General features: G+C 33.0%; 14 protein-coding genes and 1 pseudogene. 10 read left to right on the top strand and 5 right to left on the bottom strand.

Annotation, left to right across the window (positions count from 1 at the left end):
- The first annotated feature begins 149 nt into the window (after positions 1-149).
- Complete coding sequence (locus ELQ16_RS03515; RefSeq protein WP_134238200.1) at positions 150-1181, top strand: Cj0069 family protein; 1032 nt, start codon at positions 150-152, stop codon at positions 1179-1181.
- Between the two features lie 20 nt (positions 1182-1201).
- Here the strand turns inward: ELQ16_RS03515 and ELQ16_RS03510 are convergent, their stop codons facing one another.
- Positions 1202-2185: an MnmA/TRMU family protein gene (locus ELQ16_RS03510; RefSeq protein WP_134238199.1), complete on the bottom strand. Its 984-nt coding sequence runs from the start codon at positions 2183-2185 to the stop codon at positions 1202-1204.
- A 451-nt stretch (positions 2186-2636) separates the two neighbouring features.
- Here ELQ16_RS03510 and ELQ16_RS03505 point away from each other — a divergent pair, with 451 nt between their 5' ends.
- Positions 2637-3488, top strand: a complete 852-nt coding sequence (locus ELQ16_RS03505) for a hypothetical protein (RefSeq protein WP_134238198.1) — start codon at positions 2637-2639, stop codon at positions 3486-3488.
- A 60-nt stretch (positions 3489-3548) separates the two neighbouring features.
- Here the strand turns inward: ELQ16_RS03505 and ELQ16_RS03500 are convergent, their stop codons facing one another.
- Both ELQ16_RS03500 and dnaG read right to left on the bottom strand, forming a co-directional pair.
- On the bottom strand, positions 3549-3836 hold the full coding sequence (locus tag ELQ16_RS03500; protein ID WP_279586254.1) for a major outer membrane protein: 288 nt from the start codon (positions 3834-3836) through the stop codon (positions 3549-3551).
- Between the two features lie 422 nt (positions 3837-4258).
- Positions 4259-6067, bottom strand: coding sequence for a DNA primase (gene dnaG, locus ELQ16_RS03495; protein ID WP_134238196.1), 1809 nt, complete (start codon positions 6065-6067; stop codon positions 4259-4261).
- 72 nt (positions 6068-6139) lie between these two features.
- Here dnaG and ELQ16_RS03490 point away from each other — a divergent pair, with 72 nt between their 5' ends.
- From ELQ16_RS03490 to ELQ16_RS03455, 8 genes are all read left to right on the top strand, one after another.
- The gene (locus ELQ16_RS03490; RefSeq protein ID WP_134238195.1) at positions 6140-7117 is read left to right on the top strand and encodes a hypothetical protein; all 978 of its coding nucleotides are present in this window, start codon (positions 6140-6142) and stop codon (positions 7115-7117) included.
- Positions 7104-7541 (top strand): ribonuclease HI, encoded by a 438-nt coding sequence (rnhA, locus tag ELQ16_RS03485; protein ID WP_134238194.1) that lies wholly within the window; start codon positions 7104-7106, stop codon positions 7539-7541. The genes ELQ16_RS03490 and rnhA overlap by 14 nt, the downstream gene beginning before the upstream one ends.
- Positions 7538-8212, top strand: coding sequence for a ribonuclease III (gene rnc, locus ELQ16_RS03480; RefSeq protein ID WP_134238193.1), 675 nt, complete (start codon positions 7538-7540; stop codon positions 8210-8212). The genes rnhA and rnc overlap by 4 nt, the downstream gene beginning before the upstream one ends.
- On the top strand, positions 8209-9294 hold the full coding sequence (gene aroC, locus ELQ16_RS03475; protein WP_134238192.1) for a chorismate synthase: 1086 nt from the start codon (positions 8209-8211) through the stop codon (positions 9292-9294). Before rnc ends, aroC begins: the two co-directional genes overlap by 4 nt.
- 177 nt (positions 9295-9471) lie before the next feature.
- Entirely contained in the window at positions 9472-11115 is a 1644-nt protein-coding gene (locus tag ELQ16_RS03470; RefSeq protein ID WP_134238191.1) for an L-lactate permease, read from the top strand.
- 9 nt (positions 11116-11124) lie between these two features.
- On the top strand, positions 11125-11862 hold the full coding sequence (locus tag ELQ16_RS03465; RefSeq protein ID WP_134238190.1) for a (Fe-S)-binding protein: 738 nt from the start codon (positions 11125-11127) through the stop codon (positions 11860-11862).
- Positions 11859-13301, top strand: a complete 1443-nt coding sequence (locus tag ELQ16_RS03460) for a LutB/LldF family L-lactate oxidation iron-sulfur protein (protein ID WP_134238189.1) — start codon at positions 11859-11861, stop codon at positions 13299-13301. The genes ELQ16_RS03465 and ELQ16_RS03460 overlap by 4 nt, the downstream gene beginning before the upstream one ends.
- Positions 13294-13950, top strand: coding sequence for a lactate utilization protein C (locus ELQ16_RS03455; RefSeq protein WP_134238188.1), 657 nt, complete (start codon positions 13294-13296; stop codon positions 13948-13950). Before ELQ16_RS03460 ends, ELQ16_RS03455 begins: the two co-directional genes overlap by 8 nt.
- A gap of 34 nt (positions 13951-13984) precedes the next feature.
- Here the strand turns inward: ELQ16_RS03455 and ELQ16_RS03450 are convergent, their stop codons facing one another.
- The gene (locus tag ELQ16_RS03450) at positions 13985-16423 is read right to left on the bottom strand and encodes a hypothetical protein (protein ID WP_134238187.1); all 2439 of its coding nucleotides are present in this window, start codon (positions 16421-16423) and stop codon (positions 13985-13987) included.
- A 67-nt stretch (positions 16424-16490) separates the two neighbouring features.
- Positions 16491-16685 (bottom strand): annotated as a pseudogene (locus ELQ16_RS03445) (phosphate ABC transporter ATP-binding protein); the annotation flags it as partial.

Genomic DNA, 16685 nt, shown 5'->3' with positions numbered 1-16685 from the left:
CTTGATTTTTTATTAATCGTGACAACAAAATCATACTTAAAAGCATTATTACAAACGCTTTTCAAGTAAAAAAGATAAAATCGGTCTTAAATTTAGAATTTATTTTTTATATGCCATAATTTAAACCACATTCATTCTAAGGAGAAATCATGAAAAAAAACATTGTTTTTTTTGAAGTTAGAGGCGGAAGTGATAAAGGTGAAGATGGCTATAGAAAAGATACTATGCCTATGGTAAATGCTTTAAAATCCAAAGGTTGGAATGCTGAAGTGATATTTTTCGAAGTAGGCAAAAAAGATGAAATTTATCACTATGTAAAAGAAAATTTTGATGGTTATGTTTCACGCATCAATCCTGGCAATCTTAAAGAAGAAAATGAATATTTTGATATGTTAAGAAAGCTCTGTAATGATGGACTTGTCGGTATGCCTCACCCTGATGCAATGATAGGTTATGGAGCAAAAGATGCTTTAACCAAACTAGCAGACACCGATCTTGTGCCAAGTGATACCTATGCTTATTATGATATTAAGACTTTCAAAGAAAATTTTGTCAAAAGCTTGGCTAAAGGCGAAAGAGTTTTAAAACAAAATCGCGGCTCTACAGGCGAAGGAATTTGGCGTGTGAGTGTTGAGAGTGAATTTAACGGCGATAGTGTACCCTTGAATGCAAAAATCAAATGCACCGAAGCAAAAGATAATCATGTTGAACACAGAGAACTTTGTGAATTTATGGACTTTTGCGAGCAATACATTGTAGGCGATAACGGTATGCTTGTAGATATGAGATTCTTGCCACGCATTAAAGAAGGAGAAATCAGACTTTTAATGCTTTATAACACTCCTGTAAATGTCGTGCATAAAAAACCTTCTGAAGATGCAGATGCTTTTTCTGCTACACTTTTTAGTGGAGCAAAATATCGCTATGATAAGCCAGAAGATTGGAAAAATTTAGTGGATATGTTTTTAAGTGAACTTCCTAAAGTAAGAGCTAAACTTGGAAATTATGATTTACCGCTCATTTGGACGGCTGATTTTATTTTAGATACTGATGAAAATGGCAAAGATAAATATGTCTTAGGCGAGATAAATTGTTCTTGTGTAGGCTTTACTTCGCATTTAGAATTAGCTGATGATGTCGCACAAAACATTATAGAAATAGTCAGTAAAACAAAAAAATAATGGAGGCTTTAAGCCTTCCCTTAAGAGATGAAAAATTCACTCACGCTTTCTTTATTTTCATAAGCTTTGCTAGTATAAATTTTATCTTTAAAGCCTACTTGGTATTCTTTATCGCTTTGTGTTTTTGCGTAAGTTAGTGCTATTTTTAAAGCAAGCTCTAAGTCTTTTTCATCTGCATTTTGACTAAGTAAAGAATAAGCACCGATTAAATCTCCAAGTTTAATTTCTTCATATTTGTCGGTTTTTAAATTTCTTAAAAGCTCGTTTTCTAATTCATTTCTACCCACTATCATTTTAGCACCATTTGGTAGTCTTAAATGGCGGCCGTATTTTAAAAGTTGGGCGTCATTTACCTCCATATCTTTGTCAAATTCTATAAAGTCGCGAATTTTCTTAGCAAAACTTTCAAGTGTAAGTAAGCACCCACCACCAGGGCTTTCAAAGTCCTCAAAACCAAATTTAGCTGCAAGTTCAAGTTGTCTTTTACGGCTTCTTCCGCTTATATTTTCTAGTTTGTCTCTATCCACCCAACCCTCTCTTTCAGGCTTTGTAAGGGGTAAATTTTTAGCACACATAGGACGAAGGATTAAATCCTCTTCATCAAGTGCGAGTTTTTTAACTTTAGCCATCGCATCACTTCTTTGACTCATAGGACGTTGGCCTAAAACTTCGCCTGTTATAATAAAACTTGCATTTTCGCTTTTTAGCATAGCTAGTGCAGTTTTAAACATAAAAGCATGGCAGTCTATGCAGGGATTAAAATGCTTTCCATAGCCGTATTGTGGATTAAAAAGCACTTTTTGTAAATACTCATTTCTTACATCTATCACTTCAAAACTTGCCCCAGCTAAAGCCGCTCTTTTTGCCATAAGTTCGCTTTTATCACTTGTAGCGCCAAAGCCTATGTTTATGTTTATCGCTTTTACTTCTATGCCTTGCGAAGTGATGAGTTTTATAGCAAGCATGCTATCAAGCCCGCCACTAAAAAGTGCTAATGCTTTCATTTTGTTCCTTAGTTTTATAAATCAATCAATTTTAAACTCGCGATTATATCAAATTCCATACGCCATCGCCAAACATTTTCGGCATATCCTTGCATTATAATACCCTTGCATTTCTCTTTCGGCATCTTGCGCCTCTTGTGGATTTTGTTTAGCCCATCGAAGTGCTTTTTTAAAAGCCAGAATTTCATCAATAGTATAATACCTAGTCTCATCAAGACTTCTTTTATCTTGGTCTTTAAAAAAGCAATGAGCGCACGAGTGTCATTTAATTTTCTTGTATTTAAGTGATTTTGCTTTGTGTTAAGCTTGGCACAAATTATAACAAAGATTTTATTAAAACAAAAACCAAATCAAAGGTATCAATACTTTTTTCTTATAATTTAACAAAACTAGGTATAAAATATTTTTTTATGCCGATTTAGAATTTATGATTGCATTAAAAAGGATTTTTATGGATGATTTAAAAATTAACCCTTCAAACACTACTTTTGAAAGTCTTCAAAACACCACAAAACAAAAGGAACTTAGCGAACTCAAAAGAGAAGAACAAGATAAAGTTAAGGTAAATGATATTTCAAGCACTAAAAATTCAGGTTTCAAAGTAGTTTTTGAAAACAAAGAAGGCGAACTTTTGAGCCTAAATTTAAGCGAAGAAAATTTTAAAAATCTCCAAAGTCATTTTGCCTCTTACACCCATATCATAGCAAGGGATGATAAAAGTTACAGACTCAATGGCGAGGCAAATGAATTTATCGCAAATTGGTTTGAAAAAGTAAGCAATGAGCTTTTTGATCCAAATTCCTTAAGCCATAACAAGCAATCAACACAAAAGCTTAATTTTAAGCAAAAAGCTCCACTTGAAAGTATGCGTGATTTAAGCGTAAAAAATCAAAATAAACTAGATCAAAATGCAAATTTGGAAGAAAAACTTAATTTCAGTCTAGAAAAAGATATAAATTTTGATGGAAAAGTTGATGAATTTGATGCTAAAGAGCCAAGTCTGGGCGAAATTTTAAGCGATTTAAACAAAGCATTAAATAGCACAAATTCCACGCAAAATACTACTACACAAGAAATAAAACCCAAAGATAAAAAGGACGAAAAAGACTTACTAGAGCTTGCTAAAGAAAAAGGACTTAGTGCTTTAAGTGCAGACGAACAAGCCAAGCTTAAAGCTTCAAATCCAGCCGAATTTGAAAAATTACAAAACAAAGACTTAAAAAATTTAAAAGATAATTTAAGCAAAGACTTAAAAAAGCAAATTCAAAATGGCGAGACGATTTTAATCGATAAAAAAATTTAAAGTCTTGCAAAATTTGTAAGGCTTTTTTTAGTAAAACTAAGTTAATTCAGTAAGGATTTATTAGAATTGATAAAGTGTTTGAAGTCTTACATTTTTGCTACCACTTTGCGCTTCAGTGTTGCCATCTACATTAATATAAGAATACCAAGCTTGGAAAGATAATTTTGGAGAGTATTTACAATCCACTCTTGCAACAATTTCGTATTTATCTTTATCATCATCTCCAGCTACATTGCTAGTTGCAATCATTCTATATACGAAATCTCCGCCGAGTCTAACCGCATCAGCAAAAATATAACTCAAAAGTCCACATAACCAAAAACATTTATGCCTTGATTGCCTGTAAATGCGAGCCTGCAGTGTATTTTAACTCTTCACGGCAAAAGATGATTCACATTACTATTATCTTCTAAAACAGTGAAAGCGAATTCATCTTTATCCCTATAGCACAAACCACCTAAACTTCCATCCCAGCCATATCCTGCAAGGCTAATTTAAAGACAAGAACTAACTATGTACATCTAATTCGCCACCCTCAATAAAAATTCTGTTAACAAAATTATCACCAAATATATAATTTACATTAAAACTATCCACCATACAAGCCACTAAACCTAATTTTAAAATTTCATAAATTCTCCTTTTGTTAAAAAATTAATAAAAACAATTTTAATCAAAAAACAGCTCAAACAGCAGGAAAAAATACATAAATTTGATATTTTTTAAATTTTTTGCGGATTTTGAAGGGAATTTTTTACGATTTTATGTAACTAAAAAGGACCGTCTGGAGACTCATTAGGGAAAAAAATATCGTTTAAATATTTTACATTTTTTAAAGCTCTTAATAATTTTTGCAAAATTTGATGGAGTTTTTCTAAGTCTTGCTCCTTAGTTAAAAGCTCTAAAAAATTTGAAAAAAAGTGATAAAATTCCTCATCTAAAAGTGCTTTTTTGATTTTTAAGGTATTTTGAGAAAGTAGGGTTAAAATTTGCTTTTTTAGCATTGGTTCAGAACTTGCACCCTTTAAAGCATTCAAATGGCTTAAATACACATTGCAGATAGCAAGCAAAAAATCATTTTTATTTTCTAAAGGCTTAATCTCTAAAAGCTCTAATTCCCTTAAAGCAGGATGATCTTTACCATCATTTAAAATTTGCTCTAGCATTTCTTGGTGTTTGAAAATGCTTTTAGGACAAATCCTTTTAAAATCTTCGTGCAAATTCGCATTTTGTGCTAAAAATTTCAAAAGCTCGATTTCTGCGATATTTAGCCTTGTTTTTGGGACAAAAGTATTTTCTATCTTACTTTTAGTGGGTGAAATTTTGGCATTTTTAACCAAAGTTACGAGATGATTTTCAACCCCTAAAAGCTTAGCAACTAAATCTGTATAAAAATTTGCCACTAAAGGCTCTAATAAATGCGTGAATTTTTGCACTTCTTCTAAGGCCTTTTGCTTAGCTAAGGCTGAATTTAAATCAAAGCCTGCCACAAGTCTTCTGATATAAAATTCCCCAAGCTCCACTGCCTTTTCTAAGATCTCATAAAGCTTTGCACTTTCATCATTCGCCACAAGTTCGGCTGGATCTTTTCCGCCTTGAATTAAGGCAACTTTTCCATCGATTTTATTTACACTTAGCAAATACGCCGAACGCATCGCGGCCTTTAAACCCGCTTCATCATTATCAAAACAAAGTATCACCTTAGCTTCATAGCGTTTAATTAAAGGTAAATGATGTTCAGTTAAAGCTGTCCCAAGTACTGCCACAGCGTTGTTAAAACCTGCTTTATGAAAGGCAATGGCGTCCATATAGCCTTCGCAAACTATCATTTCTTTTTGTTTTGCAATGGCGTCTTTTGCGAGATTAAAAGCATAAAAAATGCGACTTTTATCAAAAAGTCTGCTTTGAGGGGAATTAACATATTTAGCTTGGACGGCCTTGTTTAAAGTACGGCCACCAAAGCCCACAAGCAAACCTTTGTGATCGTATATAGGAAAAGTGATACGCATAATAAAACTGGCGTAATATTCTTTTTTTTGCTCATCTTTTTTAAGCGCTCCAACACTTAAAGCCTCTTCAAAATCAATCTCTTCATTTCTTAAAAGCCTTAAATTTTCTTCATTGCTTGGGGCAAAACCAAGTTCAAATTTTTGTATGTCCTTATCGTTTAATTTCCTTTGATAAAGATAATGCAAAGCTTCTTTGTGTTTGGCTAAATTTTGCTTATAAAAGGCATTTAGGCTTGGTAAAATATGAAGAATGTTTTTATTGCTTGTGTTGTGATCTTTGGTGTAACTAAGGGAGAAATTATTCCACGAAGCGACTTTTTCTACCGCTTCGCTAAAGCTTAGTTTTTCATACTCCATAACAAATTTAAACATATCCCCACCTGCTCCACATACAAAACAATGATAAAAACCTTTTTGGGCGTGAATGTGCATTGAGGGGTGTTTATCAGCGTGAAAGGGGCAAATACAAACAAAATTTGAACCCATTTTTTTCACTTCTATATAGTGCGAAATCACATCAACAATATCTGCTCTTTGTGCTAAATTTTCTATGCTATTTTTATCAATCATCGTTTTTCCTTAACGAAAATTATATAAACAATTAGCTATAATTGGCATAAATTTTGACTAAAAAGTGCTAGAATGGATTTTTTCTTTGTAGAATACCGCGATCCCGTTGTGGGTCTTATCTTCCTTACTATTTTGATATTAATAGTGGCTTTGCTTCATTATTTTTGGCAAATTTTTGCGAACAAAGATGAAAGCATAAAACTTGATCAATTCATTAAAAAATTTGAACTCGATAACACGCACAAGGATTTATTAAAAAATTTAAATTTAAGCCACGATAATTTACTCTTTCTTGCTTCGGTTTTTACCAAGAGTGGCGAATTTGAAAAAGCAACACAAATTTATCTTATCGCCTTAGAAAAAACAAAAGATAAAAGTTTACAAGAAAATGTTTTTTATTTGCTCGCACAGTCGTATTTTAAAGCAGGATTTTTAGAAAGAAGTAGCGAAATTTTACTCAATATCCTAAAAAAACGCCCACGCAATGAAAAAGCACTCAAAATGCTTAAAGTAATTTATCTGCGTTTAAAAAAATATAACGAAGTTTTAGAAATTTTAGAATGCTTATTTGAGCTAGGATTTGATATCAAAGATGAAAAAGCTTTCATTAAAGCACTCATCATACAAAATGAATCCAATAAAAGCCTCGAAGAAAAAAGCACACAAAGTCTAGCCTTAGATGATGATAATGCTTTACTTAGACGCTTTATTTTTCAAAACTATAAAATCAAAACCCACACTTTATTTGAAGAAGTCATTGACTTGCTTTATAATGAAAAAAAAGCTATTTTCACGCAAGATCCTAAATATAAAGAATTTTTTTATGCCCTAAATTTACTTGAAAAAGAAGAGAATTTTAACTTCACAAATCCTAAATTTAAAATGCTTAAAATTTTAAACGACAATGCTTTCAAAACTAAACTTGATTTTTCTTATATGTGTCTAAATTGCAAAAATACCATGCCTTTGTTTTTTTATCACTGCCCCATTTGTTATGAATTTAAACAATGCAAAATTCTTTATGAAATAAAAAGCGATGAAGCAAATTAAAATTTACACCGATGGATCATGTTTGAAAAACCCTGGTTTTGGTGGTTGGGCTTATATACTTGAATATAAAAACCATCAAAAAGAAGGCTTTGGCAGTCAAGAAAATACCACAAATAATAGAATGGAACTTTTAGCTATCATCAAGGCTTTAGAAGCCTTAAAAGAGCCTTGTGAAATTTCGCTTTTTACAGACTCAAATTTAATGGTGCAAAGCATCAATGAGTGGCTTAAAGATTGGGTAAAAAAAGATTTTAAAGGCAAGAAAAATGTGGATTTATGGAAAGAATATTTAAATTTGGCTAAAATTCACAAAATCAAAGCTTTTTGGATAAAAGCACACAATGGTCACACGCAAAACGAAAGATGTGATTTTTTAGCAAGAATGGCTGCTCTTAATTTGCAAAAGGATAATGAAAAAATATGAAAAAACTCGAGCTCTTAGAAAAAAATCTTCACTACGAATTTAAAGACAAAACTTTACTCACACACGCTTTGACACATAAAAGTTTTAAAAAACCTTATAGCAATGAAAGACTTGAATTTTTAGGTGATGCAGTACTTGATTTGGTTGTGGGAGAGTATTTATTTCACAAATTTAAACACGATGCAGAAGGAGATTTATCAAAACTTAGAGCCGCTTTAGTCAATGAAAAATCTTTTGCAAAAATCGCGCTTGATTTGAATTTAGGGGATTTTTTATTTATGTCTTTGGCCGAAGAAAATAACGGCGGAAGAGCCAAGCCTTCCATTCTTTCAGATGCCCTAGAGGCTATCATTGGCGCTATTCACCTAGAATCAGGCTTTGAAAAGGCTAAACAAATCGCACTTTATTTAGTGGAAAAAAATTATCCTCAAATTGATGCTAAAAATCTCATCAAAGATTATAAAACCAAGCTACAAGAAATCACTCAAGGTTCTATGGGACAAACTCCAGAATACGAAACCTTACGCGCTTTTGGCCCTGATCATCAAAAACAATTTGAAATCGCCTTAAAACTCGAAGGAAAAGAAATCGCAAGAGCCATTGCAAACAGCAAAAAAGAAGCGCAACAAATGGCAGCAAAAATCACTCTTGAAAAATGGGGCAAAATATGAACACTTTTGGTACAAAATTACGATTTACAAGTTTTGGAGAATCTCACGGCAAAGCTATTGGTTGCGTTATAGATGGACTTCCAGCGGGCGTAAAAATCGATGAGGAATTCTTGCAAAACGAACTTGATAAACGCAAAGGCGGAAGTAAATTTGCTACTCCTAGAAAGGAAGGTGATAGGGCTGAAATTTTAAGTGGAGTTTTTGAAGGTTTTAGCACAGGAACTCCCATTGGCATAGTCGTTTTTAACGAAAATACACGCTCAAAAGACTATGATAATATCAAGGATTTATTTCGCCCTTCACACGCTGATTTTACTTATTTTAAAAAATTCAGCATAAGAGATCATCGTGGGGGTGGAAGAGCTAGTGCTAGAGAAAGCGTTGCAAGAGTCGCTGGGGGTGCAATTTGTGCTATGCTTTTAAAGGAATTTAACATAGAAGTACAAAGTGGAGTTTTTGGGGTTGGAAACTTTGTTTCTACTTTAAAAAATAACGAATTTGACTTTGAATTTGCCAAGAAAAGCGAAATTTTTTGCCTCGATCCGTTTTTAGAAAATGATTTTAAAGAAGAAATTTTAAATGCCAGAAATTCAAAAGACAGTGTAGGTGCTAGCGTTTTTACTAAAGTAAGTGGCGTAATGGCAGGACTTGGAGAAGTTTTATACGATAAACTTGATGCAAAAATCGCCCATGCTTTGATGGGACTTAATGCAGTAAAGGCCGTAGAGCTTGGCGAAGGTATCAATGCAAGTAGAATGCGCGGCTCACAAAATAATGATTGTTTAAAAGATGGTAAATTTTTAAGCAATCACAGCGGAGGAATTTTAGGTGGAATTTCAAACGGCGATATTTTGGAAATTAAAAGCTATTTCAAACCTACCCCTTCAATTTTTAGCGCGCAAGAAAGTATGGATAAATTTGGCAATAATATCATATGTGAACTAAAAGGTAGGCACGATCCTTGTGTGGGAGTGCGTGGGAGTGTGGTAGCTACGGCGATGATAAGACTTGTTTTAGCTGATTGCTTACTCTTAAATGTTAGTGCAAATTTAGAGAATTTAAAAAGAATTTATCAAGCTTAAATCAAAAAATTTAATTGAAAATCAAAAAACTTTGCTACTTTTGCTTCTTTATAAAATATTTTTGTTACTTTAATGTTACAAAAATCAACATAAAATACCAATTTTATTTCTTAATACTTTTTAATTATATCTTATTCGCTAAACTATAAAGTTAAAAAATTTACAAAAGGAGATTTTATGTGGACTCAAATTTATGATCCATTTGAAAATATTTTTTTAAGTGCAATCGTAGCATTTTTACCTATAATTTGCTTCTTGGTCTGCTTACTCGTTTTTAAACTCAAAGGCTATCAAGCAGGTTTCATCACTGTGATTTTAGCAAGCATAGTTGCATTTTTTGCCTATGGCATGCCTTTTTCTTTAATAGGCGCAAGTTTCGTTCAAGGCTTCGCACAAGGACTTTGGCCCATTGCTTGGATTATCATTGCAGCGATTTTCCTTTACAAACTCTCCATTAAATCAGGCTCATTTGAAGTTATCAAACAAAGCGTCATGAGTATCACTCCAGATCATAGAATTCAAGTGATATTAATCGGCTTTTGTTTTGGCTCTTTCTTAGAAGGTGCGATCGGTTTTGGCGGTCCTGTAGCCATTACTGCGGCCCTACTTGTGGGACTTGGACTTCGCCCCTTACAAGCTGCGGGACTTTGTCTTATTGCAAATACTGCTCCAGTTGCCTTTGGTGCTGTAGGAATTCCAATCATCGCAATGGCTAATTTAGTAGGCGTAGAACAACATGCAGTATCTGCTATGGTAGGTAGAATGCTTGTGCCACTAAGCCTTAGCGTGCCTTTTTTCATCATTTTTTTAATGGATGGATTTAAGGGTATTAAAGAAACTTTTCCGGCTATTTTAGTCGCAGCTGTGAGTTTTACTGCGACACAATTTTACAGCTCAAACCACCTTGGCGCAGAACTTCCTGACATTGTTTCAGCAATCGTATCTTTAGCAGCCACAACAATCTTTTTGAAATTTTGGAAACCAAAAAATATATTCAGACTTGATGGAGAAACAAATTTTGCTCAAGAAAGTACTTTAAGCTTCACTCAAGTTTTAAAAGCTTGGACTCCTTTTATCCTACTTATCGCTTGTATAGTGCTTTGGACTCAACCTTGGTTTAAAGATTTATTTGCTAAAGGCTCTATTTTTGACTATACCCAAGTAACCATTACTTTTAACAATATTGCAGGAAGCATAGTGGATGCAAATGGTAAAAATGTAGCCTTAAGTATGCCTATAAATTTCATCGCTCTTCAAGCAGGAACAGCTATTTTACTTGCGGCTTTTTTAACCATTTGGATTTTAAAAATCAAAGCCAGCGATGCAGGAGAATGCTTTTGGGATACCTTAAAAGAAATGGCTATACCTTGCATTACCATTGGTTTGGTTGTTTCTTTTGCTTTTATTGCTAAAAATAGCGGTATGAGCACCACTCTAGGCTTGGCTTTCTCACACACCGGTGATGCTTTTGCTTTCTTTTCGCCTATCATTGGCTGGATAGGGGTTTTCCTAACCGGTTCTGACACAAGCGCGAATTTACTTTTTGGACCATTACAACAAGTGACTGCAAATGAGCTTGGCGTAGGCGAAGCTTTATTTTTAGCAGCAAACTCTGTAGGAGGTGTGGTTGGTAAAATGATAAGCCCACAAAGTATAGCTATAGCTTGTGCTGCAGTTGGACTTGTAGGTAAAGAATCTGATCTTTTTAAATTCACTTTAAAATACTCTATAGCTTTTATTATTTTAATAGGAATTTGGACTTGCATCATTGCATTCTTATTAAATGGCATAATACCAGATACCATTCCTTTAGCAAAATAGGACAAAGTAATGAAAAAAGTTTATTTATACGCCACTTGTCTTGGAACTGCCGCAATGCAAGAAAGTATTTTAAATTCAGTCAAACTTCTACGCCGCGAAGGTGTAGAGGTGATTTTTAAAAAAAATCAAACCTGTTGCTCTCAACCCTCTTTTAACTCAGGTTATTTTAAAGAAAGTAAAAATATAGCTTTATATAATATTAATTTATTTGAGAAAGATTATCCCATCGTTGTACCAAGTGGATCTTGTGCAGGGATGATGAGTCATGATTATTTAGAACTTTTTAAAGATGATAATAATTTTGAAAGAGTCAAAGAATTTAGCTCTCGTGTGATAGAACTTTCACAGTATTTAGATGAGGTTTTAAATGTAAATTACGAAGATAAAGGCGAACCCATCAAAGTCACTTGGCATTCAAATTGCCACGCTTTAAGAATTCAAAAAAGCATACAAGCAAGTAAAAATCTCATCAAAAGACTTAAAAATGTTGAACTAATCAATTTAGAATATGAAGAAGAATGCTGTGGTTTTGGCGGAACTTTTTCAGTCAAAGAGAGTGAAATTTCAAACGCTATGGCAAGAGAAAAAATCAAAAATATCCAAAAAACAGGTGCTAAATACCTTATAAGTGGCGATGGGGGTTGCTTGATGAATATTGCTGGAACGATGAGTAAAATGGGACTTGATATCAAAGGCGTGCATTTATATGACTTTTTAGTCAAACGCCTTGAAGGAGTGAAAATATGAGCGAACAACACAAATTACCGCACGAGCAAATCGTTAAAATCAAGCTCAATGACGAGCAAATGCGTGAAAATCTCTCTAACGCTATGCACACTTTACAAAAAAATCGCTTGAAATTAATCGATGAGAAATTTAATGACTGGCAAGGTTTAAGAGAACGCGCAAAACAAGCTAAAAATAATGCTTTAATGAGCCTCGATGAAAGACTTTTAGAATTTGAAAAAAACGCAACTAAAAACGGCATACAAGTGCATTGGGCAAGTAGCGATGAAGACGCTTGTGAGATCATTTATGAACTCATGCGTGAAAAGAATATCTCTAAAATCCTAAAAGGCAAATCCATGGCTAGTGAAGAGATAGGTTTAAATCACTATCTTGAAAACAAGGGTTTAAAAGCCGTAGAAACGGATCTTGGAGAGCTTATCTTGCAACTTAATGGTGAAACGCCAGTGCATATCGTCGTGCCAGCCATTCACAAAAATCGTTATGAAATTGGCGAAATTTTCAAAGATAAATTAGGTTCTGAACTTGAAAGCGAACCCGAAAAATTAAACGCCATTGCGCGAAAGCATTTAAGAGATGAATTTGAAGGCTTGAAAATGGGACTTAGCGGTGTTAATTTTGCTATGTCTGAAGAAGGAGCTTTTTGGCTCATAGAAAATGAAGGAAATGGCAGAATGTGCACTACTGCAAGCGATATCCATGTCGCACTTTGTGGTATAGAAAAAGTGATGCAAAGCTTTGAAGATGCAGCAACTATGGTACATTTACTTACTCCTTCAGCTACAGGTCAATTCATACCCACCTATAACAATATCATCACAGGTCCACGAAAAAATGGCGATTTGGACGGCCCAAAAGAAGTGCATGTTATACTTTTTGATCATCACAGAAGCGATATGTTAGCTCATGAGGATTATTATGAAGCACTTCGTTGCATTAGGTGTGGGGCTTGTATGAATTTTTGCCCTGTTTATGATAAAATCGGAGGTCATACTTATCAAACCGTGTATCCAGGGCCTATTGGAGAAGTGATTAGTCCGAATATTTTTGGTATAGATCACACGGGGGATATTTTGAATTTTTGTTCGCTTTGTGGGCGCTGCTCTGAAGTTTGTCCGGTAAAAATTCCACTCGCTGATCTCATACGCAAACTAAGGTCTAATAAAGTCGGACAAGGCAAAAACCCGCCACTTGGTGCAAATATGCTCCATCATAATGCCGCCGAAGCTTTTGCTTTTAGAAATTTTGAAAAAATAGCTACAAGCGGGAATTTATGGAGATTTTCTTTATCGAAGGCGCATTATTTTAATTGGTTTATAAAAAGTTTTAAAAATACCTTGCCTGTAGTAAAAAAATGGAGTCAATTTAAAGACTTGCCACAAATTAAGAAAAATCTTTATAAAGAGCTTGAAAATATCGAAGGAGTAAGCTGTGAGTAGATTAAATGAACTTTCTTCAAAAAGCAAAGAAGCGATATTAAACAAAGTCAAAAATGGCCATAAGGATACAAATTTCACATACATCCCAAGCTCAGATCCAGTAGGACACATCAAAACAAGCGATGATGCTTTAGAGGAACTAAAAGAAAAAATGAGTGCAAACAAATACATAGTCGAAGAAGCCACGATAGAAACTTTAGAAGAAAAAATCAATCAAATCGTGGCAAAATATGGCTATGAAAAAATGATTTATGGCTCAAATCTAAATCTTAATATCGATAAAATCAAAGCAAAATCCAAAATTTGTTTTAATGAACAAATAGAAAATTTAAGAAGTGAAGTTTTTCATAGCGAATTTTCTATCATCCACGCAAAGGCTGGAGTAAACTCACACGGCGTTGCTTTAGTGCTTTCATCAAAAGAGCAACCAAGAATGCTTTCTTTAGCTCCTACTTTATGTATCATGCTACTTAAAAAAGAAAGTGTAGTAAAAAGCTTGGCTGAGGCTTTAACTTTGGTAAAAAAAGAGAATGAAACTTTGCCTAGCAATATTTTATTTATCGCTGGACCCTCAAGGACAGCAGACATTGAACTTATCCCTGTTTTTGGGGTACATGGCTCACAAATTGTTCATATCATTTTTTATTAAATTTGGCGTTTGTACGCCAAATTAATTTATTAATCTATTCTTTTAAAAAGCCGTATTCATAAATTTTAGGCTCTAGCTTTTTGGCTAAAGTATTTAAGGCTGTGTTTAAATCACTCAGCAAAACTTTATAATGCTCGTCTTTTGCTTGGTTAGGACGATTCATCCTGCCTTTTTCATCTCTACCTTGAAAAAATTCTTTTATATCATAAAGTGAAGCATTGACAAGATAGCCTTTATCCTCGCTATGTGTGTGATAGTATTTAAAAAGTTCTTTTCCTGCTTTTAAAAGTTCTTGAGCTTCAAGACTAAATTCTATCTTTACTAACTCATCACCAAAAAGCGAATTTTCATCTTTTATCTCACCCTTTATAAATTTATACATAAAATCACTTTCAAAAGCTTCTTTTGTGATACCTAGCTCTGTTTCACTAAAAGGTATGAAATGATTTATCCCTTCTTTTGCACTTATGCGATTTTGCCCATGAAAAAGCATAAAAGCTAAACAATCGCTTTTAAACTCATCATCATTTTTATATAAATCATTAGGATATAAAAACTGATCTCTATCGTTTATCCAAGTAGCAGGTATAGCTTGACGCACTGAAAAATATATGGCAATATTTATAATATTTGTTTGATCAATATCTTGAAAAATTCCATGTCTATTTGTTTTTTTATTCAATAACGCTACCAAATTTTGCATTTGAAAATCAGGGGCATCAGCCATCAATACACCTATACCATTATCTTTAATACTAAATTTTCTAAGCCACTTATTGATACTTTCTTGTTTATCATTATAAAAATGCTTCGCTCCTAAAAAATTTCCATTTTCATTAAATATATCAAGTTTTATTTTTTTAATTTCTTCTTTTTTACTCATATCCCATATCAAAAATCCTATGGGAAAATTTCCTTTTACATTATCAAAAGTATAAGAAGGCACCATAAAGCCTTTTAAAAATTTAGCCTTAAAACTCTCTCTAAATTTTATAAAATTGGTAGAATTTACATATTTTAAAGTCGAAAAACTAGCCATTAAACAATCTTCTATCTCACAATAAATTCTGATAAAAAATTGAGCAAAAAGCTCATTGTTTGCCCTACCTAAAATATCTTTGTATTTTTCACAAATTTTATTTTCCCTAGCTACTCTTTCTTTATTTTTACCAGTATTATTTTTAGTGGAGCTAGTCCCAGCTTCAGCATAAGGTGGATTGATAAAGATTATTAATTTTTTGCGTTTATTTTCATCCTTTAAAATCTCTTGTAAATTTAAAGGTAGTTTTGATTTATGGATGATTTTACCCTTATCATCTACCTCATCAAAAAATTCATCATTTAAAAAATCAAATTGAAAAACATGATTTTCAAACAAATTCGCACCATTTTTTATACGCTCATGTATCACATCAATATCAGCTTTATCAAGAGTGGAGCAAAAGATATTTTTCTTATTTGTAAAATTTGCTAGTAAATTTCCTGTTCCACCTGCTAAATCCCATATATAATACTCCTCTTCATAATCCTCCCCAAAAGTTTTAGAAAGATACTCACAAGCCTTATCCACCCAAATTCTCGGAGTAAAAAATGCTCCTTTTCGCTCTCTTACATCTTGATCTACAAGCAAATCTCTGCGTTTTATAATATAATCCCAAAATTCTTCCCTTGGAGGACGCTCATAAATCGCCCAAAACTCATGATGGGCTTTTTGATTATCCTTAAAAGAAGTGCGCTCATTAATGATAGAACCCAAATCACTTTTTGTTTTATTAAACTCATAATAATCTTTTTTAAGAATGGCAAATAAATTTTGACTGATAGTTTCATTTTCATTTGAAAGCAAATCAGCCAAATAAAAGTCTGCATCTATAATCCCGCTTTCTTTAGCCAAATTCCAATCAATACTAATGGTATCTTTAACCATTTTATTCCATTTGTGATAAATGCTTACAAAATTATTTTTATCGATTTGAAATTTGCTTATATTTTCGCTCGTAAGATTTTCTTTTATAAAAGTTTTTAATTCTTCATTATTTTTTTCATAATAAAAAATTTGTGCTGTATTTAAAATGCCATCTAATTCTTTTAGAAGTTTTAAAAACTGCTCATTTTTATGATTGCTTGGGGTAACACTAAAGTCTATATCGCTTTGATAAAAAATTTCTTGCAAAGAAGCAAAAGGTAAAAAAGCTATCTTTTCTCCATCAAAAGCACAAAGTAAATTTGGAGTTTGCTCTGTATAAAATTTATATTTTCCTATGGTAAGTACAAGCTGCACGAAAGACTTCTTAAGCTCACTTTTTCCTTGCTTGGCTTCAGCCCAAAGCAAATTAACTTCACCCAAAAGTCCTAAATTTTGAGTGATACAAAAATCAATCTTAGCTCCTACATAATTAAACTTAGAAAAATACAAATCCTTAATCTTGCTTTTTAAAGGCTCTTCGCTAAGTTTTAAAAGTTCCTCAGACAAATCATATCCTTAAAAAAATATTTAAAGATATGATTTTAATAAAAATATACTTTTTTTTGTATAAATCTCACCCAAAAGCACCGCTTAGATAAGCTTTGGTTTTTTCTTCTTTTGGATTTTCAAAAAATTCCTTACTTTCACCAAATTCTACAAGCTCTCCTAAATGAAAAAATGCTACAAAATCTGCCACGCGTTTGCCTTGTTGCATATTGTGTGTCACCATGATCATAGAAAGATTATGGCTTAATTCCTTTAAAAGCTC

It is taken from the genome of Campylobacter sp. US33a (genome assembly GCF_004378855.1).
Taxonomy (GTDB): domain Bacteria; phylum Campylobacterota; class Campylobacteria; order Campylobacterales; family Campylobacteraceae; genus Campylobacter_D.
This window is presented reverse-complemented; position numbering and strand designations above follow the sequence as displayed.